General features: G+C 27.3%; 25 protein-coding genes. 5 read left to right on the top strand and 20 right to left on the bottom strand.

The annotated features are described in order from the left end of the window. From CKV87_RS06010 to CKV87_RS05995, 4 genes are read right to left on the bottom strand one after another with little or no spacing between them, the layout of a single operon-like run. Positions 1 to 630, bottom strand: a complete 630-nt coding sequence (locus tag CKV87_RS06010; protein WP_228126909.1) for a DNA polymerase III subunit delta' — start codon at positions 628 to 630, stop codon at positions 1 to 3. Between the two features lie 2 nt (positions 631 to 632). Then, a complete protein-coding gene (locus tag CKV87_RS06005) occupies positions 633 to 1,184 on the bottom strand; it encodes a HobA family DNA replication regulator (protein WP_004509401.1) in 552 nt (183 codons plus the stop codon). A gap of 2 nt (positions 1,185 to 1,186) precedes the next feature. Further along, positions 1,187 to 2,398 carry an aspartate kinase gene (locus CKV87_RS06000; RefSeq protein ID WP_004509400.1) on the bottom strand — a complete coding sequence of 404 codons (1,212 nt, stop codon included), beginning with the start codon at positions 2,396 to 2,398 and terminating at the stop codon, positions 1,187 to 1,189. A 17-nt stretch (positions 2,399 to 2,415) separates the two neighbouring features. Beyond that, positions 2,416 to 2,913 (bottom strand): RNA pyrophosphohydrolase, encoded by a 498-nt coding sequence (locus tag CKV87_RS05995; protein WP_004509399.1) that lies wholly within the window; start codon positions 2,911 to 2,913, stop codon positions 2,416 to 2,418. 55 nt (positions 2,914 to 2,968) lie between these two features. Here CKV87_RS05995 and hemW point away from each other — a divergent pair, with 55 nt between their 5' ends. Genes hemW through CKV87_RS05970 form a run of 5 tightly spaced genes read left to right on the top strand, consistent with a single transcriptional unit; the run spans position 2,969 to position 7,717 of the window. After that, positions 2,969 to 4,042: a radical SAM family heme chaperone HemW gene (gene hemW / locus CKV87_RS05990; protein ID WP_012012887.1), complete on the top strand. Its 1,074-nt coding sequence runs from the start codon at positions 2,969 to 2,971 to the stop codon at positions 4,040 to 4,042. Between the two features lie 42 nt (positions 4,043 to 4,084). Then, entirely contained in the window at positions 4,085 to 4,918 is an 834-nt protein-coding gene (gene prmC / locus CKV87_RS05985) for a peptide chain release factor N(5)-glutamine methyltransferase (RefSeq protein ID WP_012012886.1), read from the top strand. A gap of 2 nt (positions 4,919 to 4,920) precedes the next feature. Then, positions 4,921 to 6,891, top strand: a complete 1,971-nt coding sequence (locus tag CKV87_RS05980; RefSeq protein WP_012012885.1) for a M3 family metallopeptidase — start codon at positions 4,921 to 4,923, stop codon at positions 6,889 to 6,891. Between the two features lie 52 nt (positions 6,892 to 6,943). After that, positions 6,944 to 7,420 carry a hypothetical protein gene (locus CKV87_RS05975; protein ID WP_012012884.1) on the top strand — a complete coding sequence of 159 codons (477 nt, stop codon included), beginning with the start codon at positions 6,944 to 6,946 and terminating at the stop codon, positions 7,418 to 7,420. Between the two features lie 18 nt (positions 7,421 to 7,438). Continuing rightward, positions 7,439 to 7,717: a hypothetical protein gene (locus CKV87_RS05970; protein WP_004509394.1), complete on the top strand. Its 279-nt coding sequence runs from the start codon at positions 7,439 to 7,441 to the stop codon at positions 7,715 to 7,717. A gap of 5 nt (positions 7,718 to 7,722) precedes the next feature. On the opposite strand, the gene CKV87_RS05965 is transcribed toward CKV87_RS05970, so the two are convergent. The 16 genes from CKV87_RS05965 to CKV87_RS05890 all read right to left on the bottom strand — a co-directional run bounded on the left by CKV87_RS05965 (position 7,723) and on the right by CKV87_RS05890 (position 25,355). Beyond that, positions 7,723 to 8,067, bottom strand: a complete 345-nt coding sequence (locus tag CKV87_RS05965; RefSeq protein WP_004509393.1) for a sirohydrochlorin chelatase — start codon at positions 8,065 to 8,067, stop codon at positions 7,723 to 7,725. A 1-nt stretch (position 8,068) separates the two neighbouring features. Continuing rightward, complete coding sequence (locus CKV87_RS05960) at positions 8,069 to 9,121, bottom strand: tyrosine-type recombinase/integrase (RefSeq protein WP_012012883.1); 1,053 nt, start codon at positions 9,119 to 9,121, stop codon at positions 8,069 to 8,071. Positions 9,122 to 9,229: 108 nt separating this feature from the next. Continuing rightward, the gene (locus tag CKV87_RS05955; protein WP_012012882.1) at positions 9,230 to 10,384 is read right to left on the bottom strand and encodes an MFS transporter; all 1,155 of its coding nucleotides are present in this window, start codon (positions 10,382 to 10,384) and stop codon (positions 9,230 to 9,232) included. Between the two features lie 9 nt (positions 10,385 to 10,393). Beyond that, positions 10,394 to 10,987, bottom strand: a complete 594-nt coding sequence (locus CKV87_RS05950; RefSeq protein ID WP_012012881.1) for a flavodoxin family protein — start codon at positions 10,985 to 10,987, stop codon at positions 10,394 to 10,396. Next, positions 10,988 to 12,067: a protein-glutamate methylesterase/protein-glutamine glutaminase gene (locus CKV87_RS05945; RefSeq protein WP_012012880.1), complete on the bottom strand. Its 1,080-nt coding sequence runs from the start codon at positions 12,065 to 12,067 to the stop codon at positions 10,988 to 10,990. Positions 12,068 to 12,099: 32 nt separating this feature from the next. Next, entirely contained in the window at positions 12,100 to 12,789 is a 690-nt protein-coding gene (locus CKV87_RS05940; RefSeq protein WP_004509381.1) for a chemotaxis protein CheD, read from the bottom strand. Then, a complete protein-coding gene (locus CKV87_RS05935; protein WP_012012879.1) occupies positions 12,786 to 13,628 on the bottom strand; it encodes a CheR family methyltransferase in 843 nt (280 codons plus the stop codon). Before CKV87_RS05935 ends, CKV87_RS05940 begins: the two co-directional genes overlap by 4 nt. Before the next feature lie 5 nt (positions 13,629 to 13,633). Continuing rightward, positions 13,634 to 15,691 (bottom strand): chemotaxis protein CheA, encoded by a 2,058-nt coding sequence (locus CKV87_RS05930; protein ID WP_012012878.1) that lies wholly within the window; start codon positions 15,689 to 15,691, stop codon positions 13,634 to 13,636. Between the two features lie 12 nt (positions 15,692 to 15,703). Continuing rightward, positions 15,704 to 16,072 (bottom strand): response regulator, encoded by a 369-nt coding sequence (locus tag CKV87_RS05925; RefSeq protein WP_004509378.1) that lies wholly within the window; start codon positions 16,070 to 16,072, stop codon positions 15,704 to 15,706. Positions 16,073 to 16,201: 129 nt separating this feature from the next. After that, complete coding sequence (locus CKV87_RS05920; RefSeq protein ID WP_012012877.1) at positions 16,202 to 18,379, bottom strand: polyribonucleotide nucleotidyltransferase; 2,178 nt, start codon at positions 18,377 to 18,379, stop codon at positions 16,202 to 16,204. A gap of 6 nt (positions 18,380 to 18,385) precedes the next feature. Beyond that, complete coding sequence (locus CKV87_RS05915; RefSeq protein WP_004509376.1) at positions 18,386 to 19,039, bottom strand: phosphoribosyltransferase; 654 nt, start codon at positions 19,037 to 19,039, stop codon at positions 18,386 to 18,388. Next, positions 19,039 to 21,216 (bottom strand): LPS-assembly protein LptD, encoded by a 2,178-nt coding sequence (locus CKV87_RS05910; RefSeq protein ID WP_012012876.1) that lies wholly within the window; start codon positions 21,214 to 21,216, stop codon positions 19,039 to 19,041. The genes CKV87_RS05915 and CKV87_RS05910 overlap by 1 nt, the downstream gene beginning before the upstream one ends. Then, complete coding sequence (locus CKV87_RS05905) at positions 21,209 to 21,646, bottom strand: RDD family protein (protein ID WP_012012875.1); 438 nt, start codon at positions 21,644 to 21,646, stop codon at positions 21,209 to 21,211. The genes CKV87_RS05910 and CKV87_RS05905 overlap by 8 nt, the downstream gene beginning before the upstream one ends. Positions 21,647 to 21,652: 6 nt before the next feature. Beyond that, positions 21,653 to 22,915, bottom strand: coding sequence for a phosphoribosylamine--glycine ligase (gene purD, locus CKV87_RS05900; RefSeq protein WP_012012874.1), 1,263 nt, complete (start codon positions 22,913 to 22,915; stop codon positions 21,653 to 21,655). A 239-nt stretch (positions 22,916 to 23,154) separates the two neighbouring features. After that, the gene (locus CKV87_RS05895) at positions 23,155 to 23,784 is read right to left on the bottom strand and encodes a uroporphyrinogen-III synthase (protein WP_012012872.1); all 630 of its coding nucleotides are present in this window, start codon (positions 23,782 to 23,784) and stop codon (positions 23,155 to 23,157) included. Further along, the gene (locus tag CKV87_RS05890; protein ID WP_012012871.1) at positions 23,781 to 25,355 is read right to left on the bottom strand and encodes a SulP family inorganic anion transporter; all 1,575 of its coding nucleotides are present in this window, start codon (positions 25,353 to 25,355) and stop codon (positions 23,781 to 23,783) included. Before CKV87_RS05890 ends, CKV87_RS05895 begins: the two co-directional genes overlap by 4 nt. Positions 25,356 to 25,367: the final 12 nt, after the last annotated feature.

Here is a 25,367-nt window from a genome sequence, read left to right as displayed (position 1 = left end):
TCAGTTTTGATTTTTTTGATTTGATAAATATAAAAGTAGAGTTGTAAGAACATTTATTGGTTTTGAATTTAATTCCAATAATTTTATTGCTTTAGAAAAGAAATCAAGTTTCTTTTGTGAAAATTTGATTTTTTGATTATTAGCTTTTAATAAAAGTGATTCAACTATATCTTTTGCTTCTTGTTTAGAAATCTTTTGATTTTCTTGTAAAAAAGTATAAATATCTTTTAAATCAAGTCTATTTAAATCTAAAGATGACTCAATTTTTTGTTCAGATTTTTTTAGATATTTATATGGTAATCTCGAATAAATAGTCGGTAAAAGAGATGTTTTTGAATTTGTTATAAGTATAAAAACGATATTTCTAGGTGGTTCTTCCAAAATTTTTAAAAGAGCATTTTGTGCCTCTTTTCTAAAAGTTGAACCACATAAAAATAGATATTTTTTTTCACTTGTTGCAATAAAAGCTTCTTTAATAGTCTCATTTGCTTGAGCTATTAAAAACTCTTCTTTTTCCTCATTTTTAATAACTCTTACAGAGTGCAAAGGATATTTTGGAAGCATTAAATTTAAAGTTTCCTCAATATTATTTACTATTAAAATAGAAGAGTTTTCAATAAAATCTAACAAAATCAATTTTCCACATTTATTTCAGCAAATAATGAAGCACTCAATGTTTTATTATACAATCTAAACATTTGTAAAAGTTTCATATCTAATGCTTCATCATTTGATTTTAAGTTAAAAGCATCTTGTTTTTCTTCATCAAAAAGCCATAAAAATGAATTTTTCAAGACTTTTGGAATAGTCGCTCTTATATCTTGTCCTTTTCCAATATACCAAAAACAATAACCATTTGGGAATGAAATAGTTAACATATCTTTTATATATGAAATATCTTCATCCGATTTTACATTGTCGATATATTTATAAAAAGACTTAAAATCATAATATGGCAAAAATGGTCTATTTAATCTTGTAGAGTTAATGTTTGTTAAAGCATACTCTAAAAACCACTCTCTATCCTTATCTGTAATAACAATAATAGAAAAATTCCTTTCTAAAAGATTATTGATATTTTTAGATACTAAAGGCGTCCATTCATATTTTTTTTCTTCTAGCCAAGGAGAAAGATATTTGTCTTTCCTGATTGTATCAACTGTCCAATTTAAAAATTCTTGCACTACTATTTATCCAAATGATAAGCTTCATGTAAAGCTCGAACAGCAAGCTCTGCATATTTTTCATCGATAATCATAGAAATTTTGATTTCACTAGTTGAAATAATTCTTATATTAATATTTTCATTAGCCATTGCTGTAAATGCTTTTGAAGCAACTCCAGTATGAGATTTCATACCAACACCAACAATAGATACTTTACAAATAGATTCATTGTAATCTATATTTTTAGCTTGAGCTTTAAATTGTTCCATAACTTTTTTACAGATTTCAAAATCAGTCGTAGGAATTGTAAAATCTAAATCAGTTGTTCCATCTAATCCTCTTGTTTGAACTATCATATCAACATTGATATTTGCATCAGCAAGTGCAGTAAAAATAGCTGAAGCAATACCAGGTCTATCTGTAACTCCATACATTCCAACTCTAATTTGATTTTTATCTAACGCAATTCCACTTACAACTGGTTTTTCCATAATATTCTCTTCCTTTGTTATTAATGTACCTTCAACTTCTGGCGTAAAGCTACTTCTTGATACTAAATTTACATTTAATTTTTTCGCCATTTCTACTGATCTATTTTGTAATACTTTTGCACCTAAACTAGCAAGTTCAAGCATCTCATCATATGAAATTTTGTCTAACTTTTTAGCTTTTGGTTCAATTCTAGGGTCTGTTGTATAAATACCATCAACATCAGTATATATTTCACAAACATCAGCTTCTATTGCTCCTGCAATTGCAACAGCAGTTAAATCACTTCCTCCTCGACCAAGAGTTGAAACTCTTAAAGTATCTTGAGCAACCCCTTGAAAACCTGCAACAATGATGATATTTCCATCTTTTATTGCTTTTTTCATCTCTGCTGTATCGATATTTTCAATTCTTGCTTTTGTATGAGCATTATCAGTAATGATTCCTGCTTGTCTTCCACTCATAGACATAGCTTTATAACCCATTTCATTTAAAGCAATTGATAAAAGTGCTGAAGTTACTCTTTCCCCTGAACTTAAAAGCATATCAACTTCATCTAGTTTTGGAGTTTTTGAATAATAACCAGCATAATCTAATAGCTTATTAGTCTCTCCACTCATAGCTGAAACAATAGCAATTACATCGTGACCTTCGTCTTTTATTTTTTTTATGATATTTGCAACATTTTGTATTCTATCAAGTGTACCAACACTTGTTCCACCAAACTTAAGTACTTTTAACATCTAATTTTTTATCCTTTTTAAATATAACCTTCATTTTTAAAATATTTTATAACTTGTTTATAAACAGTTCTTTTAAAAAAAGTTATATATTCATAAATATTTTCAGTAGGCACAAATTTATACTCGCTAAATTCAGGAATCTCAGTATCTATGTTAATTGTAGCGCCTTTTTTTAATTTAACTAAATAATACTTTTGTCTTTGCCCGTCATAAGGATACATTTTTTTAGCAATAGCAGGAGGAAATTCGTAAGATACCCAAGTAGGATATTCTGCGATGATTTCAACATCTCTTGTACCAATTTCTTCTTCTAACTCTCTAAATAAAGCCTCTTTTGATGATTCTCCATCATCAATTCCACCTTGAGGAAACTGCCAAGCATTTTCAACATCAGTTCTTGAGGCAATAAAAATTTCACACTTATGAGGATATTTTGCTGATAGTACGATAGCTGCAACATTAGGTCTAAAGTTTTTTTTCTCGTTAATTGTTTTCTTTTCTTTTTTATCAGTCATAAATATATTTTCCCTTATAATTAGCCAGATATTTTAAGATAATTAGGATTAAAAATTGCTTTTATATATACACATTCCCTTTTGCGATAGTAAATGTTTTTATTGTGCATTTAACTCATATACAGACAAGTTTAGTTTAAAAAATGATTATATGAAAGCCTTAAAAATACAGTTAAAAAACAATATAGAAAAATATGTAAAAAATCGAAATAAAAAAATCGAAACAGTATTTATAGGAGGAGGAACACCTTCTACTATAAAAGCTTTTGAATATAAAGAGATTTTTGAAATAATAAATCCATATTTAGAAGAAAAAGTTGAAATAACAACTGAAGCAAATCCAAATTCTGCTTCTTTTGAATGGTTAGAAACTATGAAAAGCCTTGGTGTAAGCCGTGTGAGCTTTGGAGTTCAAAGTTTTCAGAATGAAAAATTAAAATTTTTAGGAAGAAGTCATAATAGTAATAGTGCTATTAAAGCTATACAAAATGCTTCAGAAATTGGTTTTAAAGAGATTAATTGTGATATTATTTATGGTGTTAAGAATGATACATTAAATAGTATAAAAGAAGATTTGGATATTGCTTTTTCACTCCCAATTACGCATATAAGTGCATATTCATTGACAATTGAAGAAGGAACAAAATTTTTTAAACTTGATAAAAATAGTGTAAAAATTGATGACGAGGATTTATCTTATGAAATATTTGATTATTTTTCAAAAAATGGATTTACTCAATATGAAATATCAAATTTTTCAAGAAATAAAAATTCTCAATCAAAACATAACTATGGATATTGGCAACATAAAGAGTATTTAGGCGTTGGAGCTGGTGCAGTTGGATATATAAATAAGAGAAGAGAATATCCTTTAAAAAATCTTGAAGAGTACATAAAAAATCCTTTATTTGTTGAGATTGAAGAAATAGATGAAGATGATATAAAAGTAGAAAAAGTTTTATTAGGATTTCGATGTTTAAATGGTGTTGAATTAGAACTTTTTGATGAAAAAGAACTAAAAAAAATAGATGAACTAATTAGTTATGAAAAAGTTTACATAGAGAATAATAAGGTTTTTAATAAAAACTTTTTATTAGCTGATGAATTAGCTTTATATATTTTAGATTAATTTTATAATATAATCCAAACTTTTAAAAGGTAAAAAACTCAGATGATAATAAAAGATGCAGTAAGAAAATACTCAAATGAACTAAAACTTGTAACTCATATCCCTTCAAAAGAAGTTGAAATATTAATAATGTATTTATTAGATAAAAATGTTATTTGGCTTCACTTAAACTATAATAGTGAATTTTCAAAAATAAAAGAGCTTGAAACTTTAGTAAAAAAAAGAGCTACTAATTATCCTTTAGAATATATTATTGGTAAAGCTTCTTTTTATGGAGAACAGTTTTTAGTAAAAGAGGGTGTTTTAATACCAAGACCTGAAACTGAGATTTTAGTTGAAAATGCAGTTGAAATCTTAAAAGATAAAAAAGAGCCTATAAAAGTTTTAGAAATTGGAACAGGAAGTGGAATAATATCTGTAATGCTTGCTATGTTAATTGAAAATATAAAAATTATTGCAGTTGATATAAATCCAAAAGCAATAGAACTTGCAAAAGAAAATGCTATAAAACATAATGTTTTAGAAAAAATAGATTTTAGACTTAGCAATTTATATGAGAATGTAAATGAAGATGATATAAATCTAACAATTTCAAATCCACCATATATTGCAAATGATTATAAACTACCTTTAAATGTAAAGTTTGAACCATCAAATGCACTTTTTGGTGGAAATTTAGGTGATGAACTTTTAAAAGATATCATAAAACAAACAAATGATAAAAAAATCCCATATTTACTTTGTGAAATGGGATATGACCAGAAAAAAAGTTTAGAAGAGTATTTTAAACAATTTAATGTTGAATCTTATAATTTTTATAAAGATTACGAAAATTTTGATAGAGGATTTACTCTAAAATTTAAAAATAAGGAATAAAAATGTCATTCAAAGATTTTAATTTAGATAATTTAGAAAATAGTAAAGAAATTTTAGAAAAACTTTTAGATGAAAAAAGAGTATTAATAAATGAGTTATTAAATATAGAAAATAAAACTTACAAAAATTTTGTTTTACCATTTCAAGAAATAGGGGAGAGCATAAATGAATTTTTGACTCCAATCTTTCATATTGATTCAGTTAAGAACTCAGAAATAACTACAAAAGTGTATGAAGAATGCCTTCCAATTATCTCAAAATATGAAACTGAGATTTCTCAAAATGAAAATATTTATTTATCTTTAAAAGATATACAGTTTAATGAAAAAAGTATATTAAATGATATACAAAATAAAGTATTGGAAAATGAAATAAGAGACTTTGAATTATCAGGTTGTAATCTAGAAAATAATAAAAAGAAAAGACTTGAAGAAATAAATTTGAAGCTTAGTGAACTTTCTCATAAATTTTCTCAAAACCTTTTAAATGCAACAAATGCTTTTGAGATGATAATTACTGATTTTGAAGATGTAAAAGAGATACCTCAATCAGATTTAGAGTTAGCAAAATTTCAAGAAGATGGAATTACAAAATATAAATTTACACTTCAAATGCCTTCTTATTTAGCTTATATAACTTATGGAACTAATAGAGAAAGAAGAGAGGAAATTTATAAAGCTTATTGCACAAAAGCACCAGAAAATGGAAAAATTATAGAACAAATTTTAGCTTTAAAAGATGAAAAAGTAAAAATACTTGGATTTGAAAATTATGTACAATATTCTCTTGCAACTAAAATGGCAAAAACTGAAGATGATGTAATCTCATTTTTAGAAGAGTTAGGAAATAAAGCTAAGAAAAAAGCAAAAGAAGAGCTTGAAGAGATAAAAGAAATAGCTTTAAAAGATGGAATAACTGACTTTAGATCAAGTGATATGGCATATTATTCAGAAAAATTAAAAAAAGCTCAATATGACTTAGATGAAGAGTATTATAGACCATATTTTGAGCAACAATCAGTTTTAAATGGTTTTTTTGATTTTTTACATCAAATGTTTAATATTAAATTTACAAAAACTCAAACTAAAGCTTGGGATGAAAAAGTAAAAGTTTATGATTTAAGCGAAGATGGAAAGACTATTGCAAGAATTTATATAGATTTAGAAGCTAGAAAAGATAAAAGAGGTGGCGCTTGGATGAATAACTGGCATTCACATTTTAGAAATTCAAATGGAGAGATAAATCTTCCAACAGCTTATATTGTAGGGAATTTTCCTCAATCTACAAAAGAGATACCTTCACTTTTAAGACACTCTGACGTTGTAACACTTTTTCATGAAATGGGACATGCTCTTCATCATTTATTGAGTAAAATAGAAGAACCATTTGTTAGTGGGATTTCTGGTGTTGCATGGGATACAGTTGAATTTCCATCACAATTTTTAGAATATTTTTCATATGACAAAGATGTTTTAAAATTATTTGCAAAACATTATCAAACGGGTGAAGTTTTGGATGATGAGGCGATAGATAGAATAATTAAAGCCAAAAACTTCCAATCTTCACTTGCAACTGTTAGGCAAGTTGAATTTGCATTGTTTGACTTTAAACTATATCAAAAGTTATACAAAATGGAAGATGAAATACAATCTTTACTTGATACAATTAGAGAAGAATTTGCTGCAATTATTCCACCAAGATACAATAAATTTCAAAATGGTTTTTCTCATATATTCTCTGGTGGATATAGTGCTGGATATTACTCATATAAATGGGCAGAAGTACTAAGTGCTGATGCTTTTTACATGTTTATTGACTCTGGAAATATATTCAATAAAGAGTTAGGAATTAAGTATAGAGATACTATTTTAAGTCAAGGTGGTTCATACGATATGGATAAACTATTTTTTGATTTTGCAAAAAGAGAACCAAGTATAGATTCTTTATTGAAAATTGAGGGAATTATTAGCTAAATTTTGCAATAATACGATTTTAATATATATAACTAATAAGGATTTAATAACTATGACAAATGCAGAAACTATATCAAAATTAAATAACGCTTTAACTACTTTAATTAAGGCTTATGAAGAACTTCAAGAAGAGAATAGTGGATTAAAAGGGAAAGTATCTGAATTAGAAGAAAAAGTTTTAGAGTTAGAGTTATCGAATGAGGATTTAGAAAAAGATATAAATCAATTAAAAGGTCATACAGAAGAAGATAAATCAAACTTATCTTCAATATTAGGGAAAATTGAAAATATTTTAAATAGAAAAGTAGAAACAACTTCAACTAATGTATCAACAAGCTCTTTTGATTTTGATTCTAAAGAAGATGAAATAAAAGAAGAAGTAGTAGAAGAGAAGAAAGAAGAAAATATTCTAAATTTAGATAGTAACTCTTTTGCAAATGTTTTACAGCAAAAAGAAGAGAAGAAAGAAGAGTCGAATAAACTTGATTTGAGTAGGATGTCTTCATTATTGAATGGTTTTAATCATTAATCAAAAAAAGAAGATTGTATGATTGTGTCTATTGATAAGAATTATTTATTCAACATTTTTGGGGTTAATAATTTTTCTTCTTTAGAGACAATTATCGATAGTATGGCACCATCGCTTGTTGAATATCATTTATCAAGCTTTTGTGAAGATAATAGTGATACAATTTATTTCAATAAAAGAGATGTTGAAAAATCGTTTTTAGCTGGAGACTATACTTTATATTTAGACTATAGTGAAAATTTGTATTTAGAACTAATAGAATCAGATATTGATGAGATGACTCAATCTTTTTGGTAAAAAGATTAAGAGTTTGAAAGAATTAAATCCTCTACACCATTACATTGTCCAAAATGTGGTAAAACAGTAAATTCTATATCTTTGTGATTAGTTTTAAATTCTTTTATAATATTTGGAATATCTGCTAAAACATGTTTTCCTGCAGCTAAGAAATAAGGAAATATTTTGATTTTCTTATATTTTTTTTCAACAACTTCTTTTAAAACATCGTAAAATGATGGTTCACTTAATTCTAAAAAAGCATAAAATGTATTTTCATTTTTGTTTTTTATTTTGTTTGAAATTTCTATGATTTCATCATTTGAACTTTTTATTTTGCTACCATGTGCTACAATTATTAAAGCTTCCATTTTAAAAAATCTCCGTAGTTTTTTTGAGTCTTTCTTTATCAAAGTGAGTATAAATTCTACTTGTATTAATATCAGCATGTCCTAAAGCTTCTTGAACAAGTATCAAATCATGGTGTTTTTGGTATAAAAGTGTTGCAAATGAGTGCCTTAACATATGAGCTCCATTTTTCTCTTTTCTTATACCTGCACTGATTAAAATATTTTCAACAACTCTACTAATATATGCTTGAGTTAGTCTTTCACCTTTTTGGTTGCAAACTAATAAATCACTATTGCAAACTCTCATATCTAACCAATTTTGTAGCTCTTTTTCAATAATTGAACTTTTTATCATTACAACCCTTGGTTTATTTCCTTTTCCTCTAATCTGAAGCATATAAACATTATCTTCTTTAAAAATATCTTTGATTCTTAAATTTAAAATCTCACTAACCCTAATACCAGTATAAATGATAATTTTAATTATAAGTCTATTTCTAAAACCTGTATTATCTGTAAATTCAAAATCATCAATTGCTTTTAAAAATCTATCAATTTCATCTTTATTCATAAAAGAGGGTAGTTTAGTTCCACTTTTTCCACTCAAACCTCCCCAATTTTTTAGTTCAATTTTAAATAGATATGAACTTCCATCTTCATTTTGATTTTGTTTATCTATATAAGAAAAGAAAGATAGTAGGGCAATTCGATGATTTTTTTTAGAAGCATCAGATAATGAACTAGTTTCACTAGCTAAAAAATCACTTAATAACTCTTCATCTATCTCTTTCATAGAAGCAAGACCTGAGTTAATTAAGAAATTGTATAGTTTAAATAGGGGGTTAAAATATGTATTCACTCCAGCTAAACCTATATTTCTAGCTTCTTTTGCTATAAAAGCTAATTCATCAATATATTTTGTTCCTTTTACTAATTGTTGGATTATTGAAGCTAATTTCTCTTTTTGTAATACTTGTCTATTTGAAAGAGTTGTAAGTTTATTACGAATAAATCTTTCAAGCCAGAAAAGTAATGTATCATTAAAATTGTTTTTAAAATCTAACTCATATCTCATATATTATCCATTTAACTAATTTTGAAGTATTCTAGCAAAACAAATATTAATTAGTATTGAAAACTATAATTTTCAAATAAAATATAATAAATATTGCTACTTTCATAATTAAGGTAAGAAAATAGCAAATAAACCAAGTAATGGTAAAAATGAACAGATTTTATAAATTAAAACTACTCCATATATATCTATAAAATATCCTAAAATTGCTGCACCAATTCCAGCTAATCCAAAAGCTATTCCAAAGAACAATCCTGAAATTGTCCCTACTTTTCCTGGAATAAGTTCTTGCGCATAAACTACAATAGCTGGAAAAGCAGAAGCTAACATAAATCCTATTATTGATAAAAATATTGTAGAAAGATAAATATCTACATAAGGTAAAGCTAATGTAAAAGGCACTATTCCAAAAATTGATGCGAAAATGATAGCCTTTCTACCGAATTTATCACCTAAAGGACCTCCAAATATAGTTCCTAAAGCTACTGACAATAAAAAATAGAACAGATGATATTGCGCCATTTCATCACTAATATTATATTGTTGAATTAAATAAAACATTAAATAGTTGCTAATACCTGACATATATAAAAATTTAGAGAACATTAAAATAAGTAAAATCATTAAAGCAAAACTTATTTTTTGTTTAGAAAGAGTTTGTTTTATTAATATAGTTTTATTTTTAATACTTGCATGATAATTTTTATGCCAAGAACCAACATAAATTAAAATAGGAATAGATAAAAGTGCAATGATTGAGATATAAAAAATACTATATTGACCATTTGGTAATACCAGCCAAACTGCTATTAATGGACCAATAGCACTTCCTAAATTTCCACCTATTTGAAAAACTGATTGTGCTAATCCATATTTTTCACCAAAGGCTGCCATTCTTGCGATTCTTGAAGCTTCTGGATGAAAGATAGATGAACCAATTCCAATTAAGATTGCTGAAACTAATATTAGATAATAATTTGTTGCAAAAGCTAAAGAAGTTAATCCTATAAAAGTACAAAACATAGAAAAAGCAATAGAATATGGTTTATGATATCTATCTGTAAAAAGCCCTACTAATGGCTGTAAAATTGATGCTGAGAGTTGATAAACTAATGTAATTAAACCAATTTGAGCAAAAGTAAGAGAAAAATCATTTTTTAACATAGGATAAACTGCAATCATAAGCGATTGCATAGTATCATTTGTAAAATGACCGAAACTAACCAGCCCTAAAATCTTAGCTTTTGTATTTTTATTTTCCATTTTATCTTTTTACTTTTTTAATGAATTTATCAATAAATCCGCTAATTCTTTTAGTCTTTTTGCATAATCTTTAATTAAATCATTTGTAGGAATGATTACTTGCCAATCTAAAACTTCAGCTCCAATAGAAGCTGAAACATCTTCCATGGAAATTTTAGTTGTATAAAAGCTATGATTCATAAAATATTTAGTCGTATTGTAATTTATTAATATTGATGTTTTTTTTAAAATAGGTTTTCGCAGTATTGAATCTGTTTGACCATAAGGCCAGTAATGATATGCTATTAACCTACTTTCTACTTTTTCGTGAACTTTATTTTTATTAAATAAATCATTTCTATCTTCCAAAATGATATAAGCATCACCCTCTTCTATTTTATCAAGTAAAGGGTTCATATCATCTTTTATAACACATTTTACTGGTTCTTCACCTTTTATTTGTGTGCAACATCTACACTGTGTACAAGTTACTATTCTATAATCTTTAAATTTGATTCTTTCACTTTTTATATTTAAGGCATTAAAATAATTTGTAAAAAAAGTTATAATTCCCTCTATATCTTGATTATAACTCTCTGTACAATCTATTATTTTAATAAGCATTTATTTAAGCTTCCCCTTTGAAAAATCAATAATATAATCAGCAATTTCATCTAAATGAACTATATCTTTAACAGCTCCTGCTTGTATTGCTTTCATAGGCATACCAAATACTACACAACTTGCTTCATTTTGCGCAATTGTATATGCTCCATTATCAAATAATTCTTTCATGGCTATTGTTCCATCATCTCCCATACCTGTCATCATAACAGCCATTGCTCCACCACCAACAGCATTATTAACTGATCTAAAAAGAACATCAACGCTTGGTTTATGCTGGCTTACTTTTTTTGTATCAAGTAATCTCGTTTTAAAATCATTTCCATATTTTTCGATTGTTAAATGCATATTTCCTGGGGCTAAATATGCATGTCCTTTTTCTAAGGTCAATCCATCTTTTGCTTCACAAACTTCAACTTCTGAATGATCATTTAATCTATGAGCTAAAGAGTTCGAAAAACCATAAGGAATATGTTGAGTTATAACAATTGGAGGTAATCCACTAGGAAGTCTTTTAAAAACTCTTAATAAAGATTCAACTCCACCTGTTGATGAACCAATTGCTATTATTTTTGCTCCTGGGAATTTTGCTGCTCTAAGAGGTATAACTTCATCAGGATGTACTTTGTAATCAACATTATGTGTTGATTTATAAGTTGTTGGTTTTTTGATAGCAGGCGATTTTTTTAAAGTATATCGGCTCAAAAGGAATGTTAAATTTAACAAAGTATCTTTTATTCTAGCTTCAAAATTTGACATAGGTTCACCAGAGTTTGGTTTAGGAATAAAACCTACTGCTCCATCATCAAAAATATCATTTCCTCTAACACTTTCTCCAGAGATTACAACTGCTGGCATAGGATGAAGACGCATTAAATTTCTTAAGAATGTAACACCATCCATTTTAGGCATATTTATATCTATTGTTACTAAATCTGGTTCGTACTCTTTGATTTTTTCTCTAGCATCGTAAGCATCAGTTGCTACAGCTATTACTTCAAAATCTTCAATAGAATTTATCATATCTTTAAGTATACTTCTCATTGAAGCAGAATCATCTATAACTAAAACTGTGTACATACACCCTTTCCTATTTATCTTTTAAAAGTTTTTTAGAAAAGCTCGATTTCCATTTCTGGTTCAGCTTTTTTATTTTTATTATTATCAAATAAGTCAACACCACCAATATATTCTTTGATAACTGGCTCTCTTTTGATCTCTTGTTGTAAAGATTTTTCTGTAGATAGAATTTTGCTGTTAGTTTCAGATTTTTGAGTAACTTTAATAAAAGTTTCAAAATCATCAGCCAAAAGAATTAATCTACCATTATCTCCTCTTGTATGTTCGCTAACTATTTTAAAACCTTCTGATTTACAAAAACTTTTAGCAAATTCAACATTTCTTTTTCCAATAGTATCACTAGATGAAGAAGATAAATCTAGTGACATAATATCCGCTCCACCTGATATTTTAGCTACCATATTTGTTTTACTACATCCAAGTTTATACATCTCATTCAGCATTGCTTCAACTGAATAAAGTCCATATTTCATGTCATTTCGATTATCGTTGGTATTAGGTAATAAAAAATGATTCATAGCTTTTATTTTTTTCATTCTATCATAGAACATAATAGCAACACAAGAACCAAGAAGTGTTTTAAAAGCAACATTATCTTCATCACTACCAACAGCAAATTCTCCACCAATTACTGTGTAAGTGTTATATCCTTTTGTTTTGTCAGTAAATCTAACTGAAGAAGATTTTTCAATACTTCCGTCTTTATGCCCTATTATAATCAAAAGATTTCCTTCTCTTTTATAAAAATATTTTGCCCTATTCTTTTTACATATTTTATCAAGTCATGAGGATTTTCAGAATGTCCTAAATATAAAGTTCCACCTATTTTTAGATGAGCAAACAATTTTTTTAATATTGTATTTTGGTCTTCTACTGAAAAATATATCAAAACATTTCTACAAAAAATCACATCAAATTGATTTTTCGAAAAAGGATATGAAGAGTCATTTAAATTCATAACATGAAAGTTAATCATTCTTTTTAATTCGTCATTTACCTTTATTAAAACTTCTTCACCAGAAAGGTTTTGTTGAACTCTTCTTTTAAAATATTTTTGTGGTTTTATCCATTCTGGAAACTCTTTTGAAGCTTTAGAATATCTATAAATACCGTTTGCTGCATACTGTAATACATTCGTATCAATATCAGTTGCAATAATTGAAGCATTTATAGCTTTTCCTAAATCTTCACTTGTTTTTAAAACTGTCATTGCCATAGAATATGGTTCTTCTCCTGTTGAAGAAGCAGAACAGTACATATTTACTTTTTGACCACTTTTTGCAAATTCAGGAAGAACTCTATTTTTTAAATCAACAAAATGAAAATCTTCTCTAAAAAAATGAGTTTTGTTTGTTGTAAAAGAGTTAATAAACTCTGTTACATTATCCCCTTTTTCAATAGAAGTTAATAGGTCCTCAATATCTCCATAAAATTTACAATTTCTTTTTAATTTATCGATTCTATTAGAAATCATAATATCTTTATTATCTGTCAGAGTAATCCCTGTCAAAGAATAAAGAAGTTTTTTTATTCTTTCATGAACTTCATTTTTCTCTGGCATATTATTTAAGAAGCCTTCTTCATAGCATTCATATCTTTTTCTATTTTAATTTGTGCATTAATAATTCCCACAACATCTAAAATAAGACCTATACTTCCATCTCCCTTAACAGTAGCTGCTCCTATTCCTTGAACACTTCTAAAGTTTTTATCAAGTGGTTTAACAACAACTTGGTGTTGATTCAAGAATTCATCTATAGATAAAGCTACTTTTGTATTTCCTGATTTAACAACAATTAACATTCCATCTTCTAGTTTTTCAAAACTTTTTTCTAAACCAAATAGTTGATGTAATTTAACTACTGGTATGAATTCTTCTCTTAACATTAATAGATCTTGTGTTCCATCTCCGATTTTTTTGATCATATCAGCAGTTGGTTGTAGTGATTCAACAATAGAACTTAATGGTAAAATATATTTTTGGTTTGCTACTCTAATATCTAATCCATCTAAAATAGCAAGAGTTAAAGGTAACATAATTGTAATTGTTGTACCTTTTCCTATTTCAGTATCAAGGTTAATAACTCCACCTAATTTATGAATGTTTGTTTTAACAACATCCATTCCCACTCCACGTCCAGAAATATCAGTGATTTTATCAGCAGTTGAAATACCAGCTCCAAAAATTAATAATGCTTTTTCATTATTAGTCATAGCATTATATTGATTTTCATCAATTTGACCTTTTTCTAAAGCTTTTTGTGCAACTTTTTCAGAATCAATACCTTTTCCATCATCTTGTATTGTAATAATCATTTGCCCATTTGCTTGTTCTGCTGAAATACTAATAGAACCTGTCTCTGGTTTTCCAAGAGCAACTCTATCTTCTGGCATTTCAATACCATGGTCTAAAGAGTTTCTAATAATGTGCATTAAAGGATCTGTTAAACCTTCAATCATAGCTTTATCAATTTCAACATTATCTCCATAATGTTTGAATTCTACTTTTTTGTTAAGTTTTTTAGAAATATCCCTTACAACTTTTGGGAATTTTGAATATATTGAATCCATAGGAACCATTCTAATACTCATGATAGAATCTTGCATATCTCTGATATGTCTTTCCAATAATTCTAATCTTTCTAAAACTGAACCTCTAGTTTTTGTCTCTTCTATTGTTGAAGAAAATTGAGTAAGCATAGCATTTGTAATAACCAAATCCCCTACATTATTCATTAATAAATCAATCTTATCTAAATTTACTCTAATACTATTGTTATTATTTGAAGGAACTTTTTTAGCTTCTTCTTCTACATTATTATTTTTCATTCTTCTTGTAGCTACTTCAGATTCTTTTTGAACAACTACAGGAGTTTCTTCTTTTTGTTCTTCTATATCGTTTGTTTTCATAACTGCATCAGGAGTTATGCTTGGCATATCATCAAAGAAACCAAAATCTTCTTTGCTATTATCTAATTTAAAATCTTCATCATTTAAATCATTTGATTTTTTTTCTAAATTATCATCAAAAAAACCGTAATTTTTATGATTTTCATTCATATCATCATCTGCAAAAATTCCATAAGGTTGACTTTTACTATCTCTTTGTTCATTTAAACCATTATCAAAAAATCCAAAATTTTCTTTGTTTTCAGAAGAATTAGAAGATATAACTTCTTCTTTTTTTACTTCGATTTTTGGTGCTTCTTCTTTTTTAACTGTACCACCATTAGAATAAGCTCTAATATCTTCTAACAAAGAGCTTGTCATTTCTGTAAATTTTTCCCTAGTCATTTGATTAGATACTTCAAGATCTAATATCTCTTTCATTACATCAAGCCCATCAATCAATGTTCCAGCCATTTCTGGAACAAATTCAATTTTGTGACTTCTTAATTTATCCATTAAGTTTTCAACATCATGTGTAAATTCAGCAAAAAAAGCTAGTTCTACAGAAGCGCCACTTCCTTTTAATGTATGTACATCTCGGAATAATTGACCCATTTCATCATCTGTTAAAGAACCATTGTTTTCTGCTTCTAAAAGCACATTATCAGCTGATTCAAAAAGTTCAACTGCTTCTTCAAGAAACATCTCTCTATATTTAGAAATATCAAACGACATAAAAGCTCCTTTTTATCTACTTAAAACTATATTAACTGCTTTTAGTAACTGATCGGGAACAAAAGGTTTTACAATCCATCCTGTTGCTCCTGCCATTTTACCTTTTGCTTTCATTTCATCACTTCTTTCTGTAGTAAGAACCAAAATAGGTGTTTTAGAATATTGTGATAATTTTCTTAATTCCCCAATAAGAGTTAAACCATCCATATTTGGCATATTAACATCAGTAATTATTAAATCAAAGTTCGTAGCTTTCGCTTTTGCTAAACCATCAACACCATCAACTGCTTCAGTTACGTTAGTATAACCACCCTCATTTAATGCGTAATTTAGCATATCCCTTAACATTGTAGAGTCATCTACTATTAAAAGCTTAACCATATAAATCCCTTCAAAAGTTCTACCTATAAAAATATTTTATATATACTAGCATAAAAAATATTAATTTTGTATATTTAAAGAAGGATATTGAAAGAAATTTTTTGTAGGAGAAATTAATCCAGAATTGGATTAATTTGCTGAAGATAATTCTATTCTATCTTTTTTTACTTTTAGTACTTTTACTTCTAATTCTTGCCCGATACTTAAAACATCGGCAACATTTTTTACTCTATCTTTTGATATTTTTGAAATATGTAAAAGTCCTTCACCACCTTTTGGTAAAAGAATAAATGCTCCAAAATCTGCTAATCTTTCTACTTTACCGATTACAACTTCATCTTCTGAATAAAGTTTTTCAAAATCTATATTTTTTGAAGCATCTTTTTTTGAAGGAGCATTATTTGAAATAGTTTTAATATGCTCACAAGCATCAATAATATTTTGTTTATTTCCTCCACTTACTTTTACTGTTCCATTTTCTTTATCTAAATCAATAGATACTGTAAATTTCTCTATAATCTCTTTTATTGTAGCTCCTGCTTTTCCTATAACTACCATTATTTTACTTGGATCAATAGCAAATTGTTCGATTAAAGGTAAAGCACCACTTGGAACAATGTCTTTTTCAGCATCTTTCATTAAAGATAAGATATGAGTTCTTCCTTCTTTTGCTTGAAGTAAAGCCTCTTTTAAAACAGATAATTCAATTCCACCTAATTTTATATCCATTTGTAAAGCTGTAATTCCTTTAGAAGTTCCTGCAACTTTAAAATCCATATCACCATCATGATCTTCTAATCCCATAATGTCAGTTAAAATAGCATATTTATCATTTTCAACAACCATTCCCATTGCAACACCAGCAACTAAATCAGAAATTGGAATTCCAGCTGCTTTTAATGCTAAAGAACCACCACAAACAGTTGCCATAGATGAAGAACCATTTGATTCAAGTATTTCAGAAACTAATCTTACAGTTTCATTATAATCTTTATCAATAGTTGCTTCTAAAGCTTTTTTAGCTAAATTTCCATGTCCTAGTTCTCTTCTTCCTACACCAAACATAGGTTTTGCTTCACCAACGCTAAATCCTGGAAAATTATAATGAACCATAAAGTTTTCCATTGAAGTTGATTTATCTGTTAAAACTTCGTACATTTGTCCATCTTTAGGTCCAGCAATTGTTCCAATAACAAGTGCTTGTGTCTCACCTCTTGTAAAAAGACAAGAAGAATGTGTAGAAGGTAAAATGTTTGTTTCTATTGAAATTGGTCTTACATCTTTTAAACCTCTTCCATCTGCTCTTACTCTTTCATTTACAATCATAGCTCTTACAATTTCTCTTTTTACAACACTAACAGCTTCATAAATAGTGTTAAATTCTATTTCATTTGAGATACAATATTCATTTTTTGAAATCATTTTTGCAACATCTTTTAATTGAGTCGCTCTTTCACTTTTTGCAAGTTTTTTAATAGCTTCTTTAATATCGTTAGAAAAATTGTCTCTTACATAATTTATTACAGATTCTTCAATAGTAAATTTAACTAATTCTACTTCAAATTTTTCTTTTGAAACTTCTTCAAAAGCTTTTTCATAAGTTAAATTAGCCTCTTTTAAAGCATTTTGTGCAAATGCAATTGCTTCAACTAAAGCATCTTCATCCATCTCATTTGTATTATGAATTTTAGTAAATGCTTCAATATCAATTTCTACAAGTTCACTTGAAGAGATAGTTTTCATTTCAATCATTAATAATTCTTCTTTAGAACCAGCTACATATAAATCTAAAGTTGAATTTTCTAATTGTTCATTTGTTGGATTAATTACAAGAGTATTTTCGATTTTCCCAACTCTAACTCCACAAACTGATTTTTTAATTGGTAAATTTGAAGTATATAAAGCTGCATTTGCTGCATTTAAAGATAAAGTTTGTAAATCAACATTTTTATCAGCACTTAAAACCATAACTGTAATTGTTGTAGGATAAACATAACCTTTAGGGAAAAGTGGTCTTAAACTTCTATCAATTACTCTTGATGTTAATGTTTCAAAATCACTAGGTTTCCCTTCTCTTTTTATAAATCCTCCTGGTAATTTTGCTGCAGCATAAGTTTTTTCAATATATTGAACTGTTAAAGGTGTGAAATCTTCACTAACAGGATTATCAAATTCACTCACAACAGTTGCTAAAACAACAGCATTCCCTATTTTTGCTAGAACAGCACCATTTGATTGTTTAGCTACTTTTTCAAATTCAAAAATCTCTTGTTTTCCATTTAATTCAAATTCACAAACTTTTGACATAATTTTTTATCCTTCTTTATTTATTTTCTCAATATCTTCAAAACTCAACTCTTCTAAACTATCATAATAAAAATCTATTTCTACAAAATGGTCTAGTTTTTTTATAAAATATAAATCATCTGCAATTGCTTCAATAGATGAAATACTAAGTGTTGGTAAAACTGGTACGGCAACAGAGATAGATTTAGCTTTTAAATTAATAGCTGTCTTTATACAAGCCATTATTGTGAGTCCAGTATTTATTCCTTCATCTACAATTAAAACATTTTTATTTTCTAATGCTTCAATTTGTTTACCTTTTCTAAATTTATTCACTCTCTCTTTTATTGACTCTTCAAAGATTAACTTAGACTTTGAATATACATAATCTAAACTAATATCAAAAGATTTTAATAGTTCATCATGTATTAAAACTTCTTCATGCTCTGTAACTACTGCTATTTCACAATCTTCATTATTTGGAGCATATATTTTACTTGAAAACATAATATCAAATTTTCCATTTAATGATGATGCCACAATTTTTGCAATTTCAAAACCACCATATGAACTTGCAATTACCGTCCAATCTTCAAGTCTCATACTATCTATTGGTAAGACATCAAGAAGTTTATATGCTGCAACTTCTCTATTTTTAAAAAATATTTTATCAGAACTCATTATTTACCATTCTCTGACAATTCATATTTTTGTTTAATTCCACCTATTGGTTTTAAAGTTATAATTGCATAAAGAATTGTTTGTTCTTTTGCATCATAATCTCCTGTACTTCTAGGGAAAATCTCTTTTTCAACTGAAAGATCTAGATTCCAACAATTATCATCAATAGTTAAACCTATTCCTTGTTTATTTCTTGTTTTTTCTTTTATATTATAATTTTCGTAGTATCTTATCGAATAATCTTTTGCTAATTTATAAGCAGTATTAAATCGATAAGATTCTAAATCATCTCTATCATTAAAAATATTTTCAGTTTTTTTAGATTGATAATAACCTGCTCCAAAAGAAAAATAACCAAATCTAAATGTATTATTAATACTATCTTCTACAACTTGTCCATCTTCAATATTATAAATTACTCTTCCAGAAATTGAACCATAATCGTGATTTATTTTTACATAGTTTTCATAATCTTCAAGTCTTGCATCACCTATTTCATCATATAAAATAGCTTGTGTCATTTTGTGATTTATGAATTGTTTTAAATTTTCTTTGTCATATAAAGATTGATTCAATGATAAATTTACATATTTTTGATCTTTTAATGTAGGAAAAATACTCAATTCATTATATCTAGCTTCATCATTTTGCTTTTCAACTGTTATTCCATATAAATCACCATCTTCTTTTAGATTTTTTGGAATAACATACTCAGCACTTAAATTCATTGTATGTAAATAATCATTGTATGGTTTTATTAAATCACTTCCAAGTAGAATTGAACTTCTATTTTGTATTAAAGTTCCATCTTCATATTTGTAACTACTACTACCATTTAGATATTTAAAGCCTTTTTTATAGTTACCATATTCATACTCATTTATAATAGTTTTGTTTTCTAAAGTAAGGTATAAAAAATCATCTGCAAAATATTTTGTATAGCTAATAGGAACATTAAACTCATAAACATTTGCAGTTAAACCACGTGGTCTTGTGTAGTTCATGTATTTAGCATCCATAGAATAAACTAAAGTATCTAATAATTCTTTATTATAAGAGTGTAGATGAACTTGTGGTAATTCTTGAAGAGTTTCATTATTTGAAACCATCTCTTTTGTTGTAGCATCTCTTGATGTATCTATATAATATCTTGCATAAGTCCCAGCATAATAATCTGAAGTATTATAAAAATAGTTAAATTTTGATTCAACTTTTTTATCTGTATTTATAGAATAAGAAGAATCATCAAGATTGTTGTATTGTACATCATTTAAGTATCTTGCTAAAACGTAAATTCCATCTTGATGCTCATTTTTAGTTGCAAAAAGATTTCTTCTTGTATATTCTAAGTCTGCACCATAGTCTTCACTATTTTTTAAACCTTCTTCATCCATATAACTTGATTTCTCATTAAAATATCCAGTCTTAATTTTTAGCATTGAATCAGGAGAATCGGCATATCTATAAATACCATAAGCACCTTCTCCTCTATTTGTTCTAATTTGAGGGATTAATTCAAAATCATAATTATCTGCTGGAGCAAAAAAGATAGGTTGAGAATATCTAAATCCTTCACCTCCAGAATAACCTATAGTTGGAATCAATAACCCTGTTCTTCTTGTTGTATCTGTAGGAAATCCAAAATATGGTGTATAAAATACTGGTACATCTTTTACATATAACCTTGAGTTATATGTATTTATCCACATTTTTTCTGTATCATAATCCATTGAAGAGGCTCTAATACTCCAAACTGGATCTTCACAATCACAAGAAGAAATAATTGAACTTTCAAGATCCACTAATTCTTTATTTTTATTTGATTCTTTTGTATTTACCCAAATGTTACTACTATTTTCATATAAAAAAGTAGGATATTGTTTTGAAACATCATTTTTTAAGTCAACAAAAGCATAATTACTTTGTGTTTGAATATTATTATCTTTTATAATTAAAACATTGTCAAAAAGTTCAAATGTTTCATTATCTTGATCAAAAATAATTTTATCTGCACTTAGATAATAAGTTGGCGAATATATTACAACATCTCCAACTGCAGTTATTACTTTATCTTTTGAGTCAATATCTTTTGCAATTAATTGAAATTTTTCATTGTTTATTTCTTGTGCTTGTAATAAAGCAGAAGTGATTATTAAAGAAGTGATTATTTTACGCATTTACTACCAACGTTTTTCCTGTAAAATCATGGAATGTTTTTCTCCCATCGTTAAAAAAGCCTATTAAAAAACCTATATAAAAGAACATTTCTGAAAAAACTCTTCCAACTGCTCTCAACAAAGCTGCAAACATTGATACTCTACCCCAATGGTTTGCATCAATTACTCTAATTTTTACAATAATTTTACCTATAGTCGCACCATAATACCAAACAAAAAAAGTTTGATAAACAATTTTTAAAATAAATAAAGGTGTTACTAACTCTGTTTGCATTAAGTATATCATTGCTTCTGAATCATGACTAACTGACATAATTCTATCCCAAAAAATTGCCATTACAATTATTGTGATAATTAAATCATCAATAATATATGCAAATGCACGTGAACGCATCGAAGCTAGTTGAAGGTTAGAACTATTTTGTTGCATAAATAATTACTTTAAAGCTTGATAAGCTATATCTGAACGACATTTTTTACCAGAAAAATGAACTTTAGTAGTTAATTTATAAGCATTGTCTCTTGCTTCTTTTATAGTTTTACCAAATCCTATACAAACAAGAACTCTTCCACCTGTTGCCATCAGTTTTCCATCTATTTTTTCAACACCTGCATAAGAAATATGAGAACTGTTCGAAAGTTCATTTTCAATTTCATCAACAGTTATTTCTGCAGGTTTACTAGAACTATAAGGATAGTTTTCACTTGCAATTACTACACCCACACCAAATTCATCTTTGATTTTAATATCTAATTTATCAAGTTGTTTTGTAGCACCTTTATAAAATAGTTCTGAAACAGGAGTAGCTAAAAGTGGCATTAAAATCTCACACTCAGGATCACCAAATCTAACATTATATTCTAAAATAATTGGTTCACCTTTTACAACCATAACACCAATAAATAAAACACCTTCAAAAGGTGCACCTTCATTTTGCATTCCTTTTAAAGTTGGTTTTATCACTCTTTCTTCAATTTTTTTGTAAATATCGTCATTTACAAGTGGAGTTGGAGCATAAGCACCCATTCCTCCAGTATTTGGTCCAGTGTCACCATCCCCTACTCTTTTATGATCTTGAGCTGCTGGTAAAACTTTATAATTTTCTCCATCACAAATTGCAAAAACTGATAATTCATATCCATCTAAGTATTCTTCAACAACGACACTCGTTCCAGCATCTCCAAATGAAGCACCAGAAAGCATATCTGAAACTGCTATTTTTGCTTCATCTTTTGATTGAGCAATAATTACACCTTTTCCTGCACATAAACCATCTGCTTTTACAACTATTGGTAAATTCATAGTCTCGATAAAATCATGAGCTTCTTTCTCATTTGAAGTCTCAATAAATGCTGCTGTTGGTATGTTATATTTTTTTAATATATTTTTCATATAAACTTTAGAACCTTCAAGTCTAGCTGCCGCTGCACTTGGTCCAAAAATTGTTAAGTTATGTTTTTTAAATATATCAACAACACCATCTACTAAAGGAGCTTCTGGTCCTACAATAGTTAAATCAATAGAATTATCTTTTGCCCAAATTGCTAAATCATTATAATCTTTTATATTTATATTTTTCCCTAATTTATCAGTAGCACCATTTCCTGGCATAAAAAATAGATTATGAGCATTTTCTTTGAATATAGATAATCCAATAGAGAACTCTCTACCACCACTTCCTAGTATTAATATATTCACGATAATTCCTTGTAAAACAGATTAAAAAATATTTATCCAAGTAGCCGTTAACCACTAAATGGCCCACATAAGCCACAAATTGCAGACAAGTGCAAATTTTAGGAGCGAGAACGCAATGAATCGCTGCACACCATCTGACTACATATTGTCTACGAAAATTAATTATTCGGACCCACAACAATGGAAATCTCGAACTACTTAGACGCGTATATTTTATTAAAAAAATGATTAAATTAGAGTTAAGAGAGTTGTTTAGCTAACTTTATACACTCTTCAACTGAAGTTTGAGAACTAATTTCATAATTTATATTTGAAGGTAAAAACTCAGCTGTAGTTTTTCCAATAACGATAGCTTTATATGAGTTTTTCCACGAATATTGTTTAAAAAAACATTCAACACTTGAAGGAGAAGTAAATATAAATATAGAATTTTCTTCTAAAATAATATTTAATTTTTTACAAGAAGTTTTATAAGCGATTATTTCATCTAAAGAAATACCATTTTCTTTTAAAATATTTGGCAAATTTGAAACCGTTTTTAAAGCCTTAACATATAAAACTTTTTTATCTTTTAAAACATTTTTTAATTCATAAGCAAAATCATTTCCATGCCCAGAGTTTCCTATGAATTCGACAACTCCACCCAATTTTATTATAGTATTTGCTGTTTTTTGAGCTATCGCATAAGAAGGAATACTTTTCCAATCTTGATTAAAAGAGTTTATAGCCTTTACACCATTTTTTGATGTAAAAACTAAAGCATCATATTTTTTTAAATCAACATATGATTTTATATACTCTATTTGAAAAACTTCTAAATTTTCAACATCTTCATGTTTTTGTTCATTTAATAAATATATTTTTTTCATTTAGAATTTATCTCTTTTAAATAATTTATAGCATCATCAATATTTTTATATATCTTAATATTTTTAAAAATACCAGAATCATCAATCGATAAAATTCTTTTTTTATGTCTATGTCTCATAACTAAAACTATTTCTAACTCTTTTTCTTTAAATTTTTCAATAATATCTTCAAGTTTAAAAATAGCAGAAATGTCTAATAAATGAATATTTTTACAATCAATAATAATACTTTTATCATTTTTTATTTTTTCTAAAGTATTATCTAAAGCTGTTGCTGTTCCAAAAAATAAAGAACCTTTAACTCTGATAATTTCTATATCGAAAATTTTATTATGTTCATTGAATGATATTTTTGATGGTATGATTTTCATTTGAGTTTTCATAGAAATTTGATAAAGTGCAAGTATTGATGCTATTGTAATACCTACTCCAACAGCCATTATTAAATCAACAAATACTGTTAAGAAAAATACAGCTAACATAATGATTAAATCTTCTTTTGAAACTTTTGTAATAATTTTTAAAAATCTATAATCTAATATATCAATACCAACTTTTATTAAAATTCCAGCAAGTAAAGCTAGTGGAATTTTTGAAGCAAGTGGTGCAAAAAAAAGTATGATTAGCAATAATGTAATAGAATGAATTATTCCTGATAATTTTGTTGTTCCACCATTATTTATATTAACAATAGTTCTCATAGTAGCACCAGCACCAGGAACTGCTCCAAAAAATGAACATATAGTATTTCCTATACCTTGACCTATTAACTCTTTTTTTGAATTATGTTTTGTTTTCATCCTTGAATCAACTAACACAGATGTTAGTTGAGTATCAATAGAACCTAAAAGAGCCAAAGTGATTGCATATGTTAATATTATATTTAAATGTAAAATATCAAATGAAAATGGAAAATTAAATTCAGGCAAACTTTTTGGAATTTCTCCAATCGTCATAACATTAAAATTCATATAAATAGAGATTATAGTTACAACAAATAAAGCAATTAAAGCAGAAGGGACGATTTTTGATACTCTTTTTGGAGTTAAAAACATAATTATTAAAGTAATACTACCAATTAGTAAAGCATCATAATTTATATTTTTTAATGTTTCAGTAATATGAGTAAGAACGTATACTATTGAACTATTTGATTCTACTCCTAAAAATGGATTTATTTGTAAAATCATAATAATTACACCTATTCCACACATAAACCCAGAAATAATTGGATATGGAATATATTTTACCCACTTACCTAAATCAACTATTCCAAATAAAATTTGTAAAAGTCCAGCTAAAAAGACAACCATCATTGCAGATGAAAAATCATTTGGAAAAGCTGCTAAAGTTGCTGCAAAAACAACTGTCATAGGTCCAGTTGGTCCTGATACTTGAACAGGAACTCCTCCAAAGAGTGCCGCAAAAAATCCTAATATTATTGCGCCATAAAGTCCTGCTGTTGCTCCTGCTCCACTTACAACACCAAATGCTAAAGCTAAAGGAAGTGCTACAACAGCAACAGTGATCCCTGATAAAATATCATTTTTTATTATATTTAATTTACCCAAGAACTCTTCTCC

The sequence above is a fragment of the Aliarcobacter butzleri genome, assembly GCF_900187115.1.
Taxonomy (GTDB): Bacteria; Campylobacterota; Campylobacteria; order Campylobacterales; family Arcobacteraceae; genus Aliarcobacter; species Aliarcobacter butzleri.
The sequence above is the reverse complement of the archived record's forward strand: the minus strand, read 5'-3'. Positions and strand labels throughout refer to the sequence as shown.

What these genes read in the sequence shown, in the direction of transcription:
- CKV87_RS06000 (WP_004509400.1), bottom strand. Translation starts at nt 2,398, where the DNA reads ATGTTAAAAGTACTTAAGTTTGGTGGAACAAGTGTTGGTACACTTGAT.
- CKV87_RS05995 (WP_004509399.1), bottom strand. Translation starts at nt 2,913, where the DNA reads ATGACTGATAAAAAAGAAAAGAAAACAATTAACGAGAAAAAAAACTTT.
- prmC (WP_012012886.1), top strand. Translation starts at nt 4,085, where the DNA reads ATGATAATAAAAGATGCAGTAAGAAAATACTCAAATGAACTAAAACTT.
- CKV87_RS05980 (WP_012012885.1), top strand. Translation starts at nt 4,921, where the DNA reads ATGTCATTCAAAGATTTTAATTTAGATAATTTAGAAAATAGTAAAGAA.
- CKV87_RS05975 (WP_012012884.1), top strand. Translation starts at nt 6,944, where the DNA reads ATGACAAATGCAGAAACTATATCAAAATTAAATAACGCTTTAACTACT.
- CKV87_RS05970 (WP_004509394.1), top strand. Translation starts at nt 7,439, where the DNA reads ATGATTGTGTCTATTGATAAGAATTATTTATTCAACATTTTTGGGGTT.
- CKV87_RS05965 (WP_004509393.1), bottom strand. Translation starts at nt 8,067, where the DNA reads ATGGAAGCTTTAATAATTGTAGCACATGGTAGCAAAATAAAAAGTTCA.
- CKV87_RS05960 (WP_012012883.1), bottom strand. Translation starts at nt 9,121, where the DNA reads ATGAGATATGAGTTAGATTTTAAAAACAATTTTAATGATACATTACTT.
- CKV87_RS05955 (WP_012012882.1), bottom strand. Translation starts at nt 10,384, where the DNA reads ATGGAAAATAAAAATACAAAAGCTAAGATTTTAGGGCTGGTTAGTTTC.
- CKV87_RS05950 (WP_012012881.1), bottom strand. Translation starts at nt 10,987, where the DNA reads ATGCTTATTAAAATAATAGATTGTACAGAGAGTTATAATCAAGATATA.
- CKV87_RS05945 (WP_012012880.1), bottom strand. Translation starts at nt 12,067, where the DNA reads ATGTACACAGTTTTAGTTATAGATGATTCTGCTTCAATGAGAAGTATA.
- CKV87_RS05935 (WP_012012879.1), bottom strand. Translation starts at nt 13,628, where the DNA reads ATGCCAGAGAAAAATGAAGTTCATGAAAGAATAAAAAAACTTCTTTAT.
- CKV87_RS05930 (WP_012012878.1), bottom strand. Translation starts at nt 15,691, where the DNA reads ATGTCGTTTGATATTTCTAAATATAGAGAGATGTTTCTTGAAGAAGCA.
- CKV87_RS05925 (WP_004509378.1), bottom strand. Translation starts at nt 16,072, where the DNA reads ATGGTTAAGCTTTTAATAGTAGATGACTCTACAATGTTAAGGGATATG.
- CKV87_RS05920 (WP_012012877.1), bottom strand. Translation starts at nt 18,379, where the DNA reads ATGTCAAAAGTTTGTGAATTTGAATTAAATGGAAAACAAGAGATTTTT.
- CKV87_RS05915 (WP_004509376.1), bottom strand. Translation starts at nt 19,039, where the DNA reads ATGAGTTCTGATAAAATATTTTTTAAAAATAGAGAAGTTGCAGCATAT.
- CKV87_RS05910 (WP_012012876.1), bottom strand. Translation starts at nt 21,216, where the DNA reads ATGCGTAAAATAATCACTTCTTTAATAATCACTTCTGCTTTATTACAA.
- CKV87_RS05905 (WP_012012875.1), bottom strand. Translation starts at nt 21,646, where the DNA reads ATGCAACAAAATAGTTCTAACCTTCAACTAGCTTCGATGCGTTCACGT.
- CKV87_RS05895 (WP_012012872.1), bottom strand. Translation starts at nt 23,784, where the DNA reads ATGAAAAAAATATATTTATTAAATGAACAAAAACATGAAGATGTTGAA.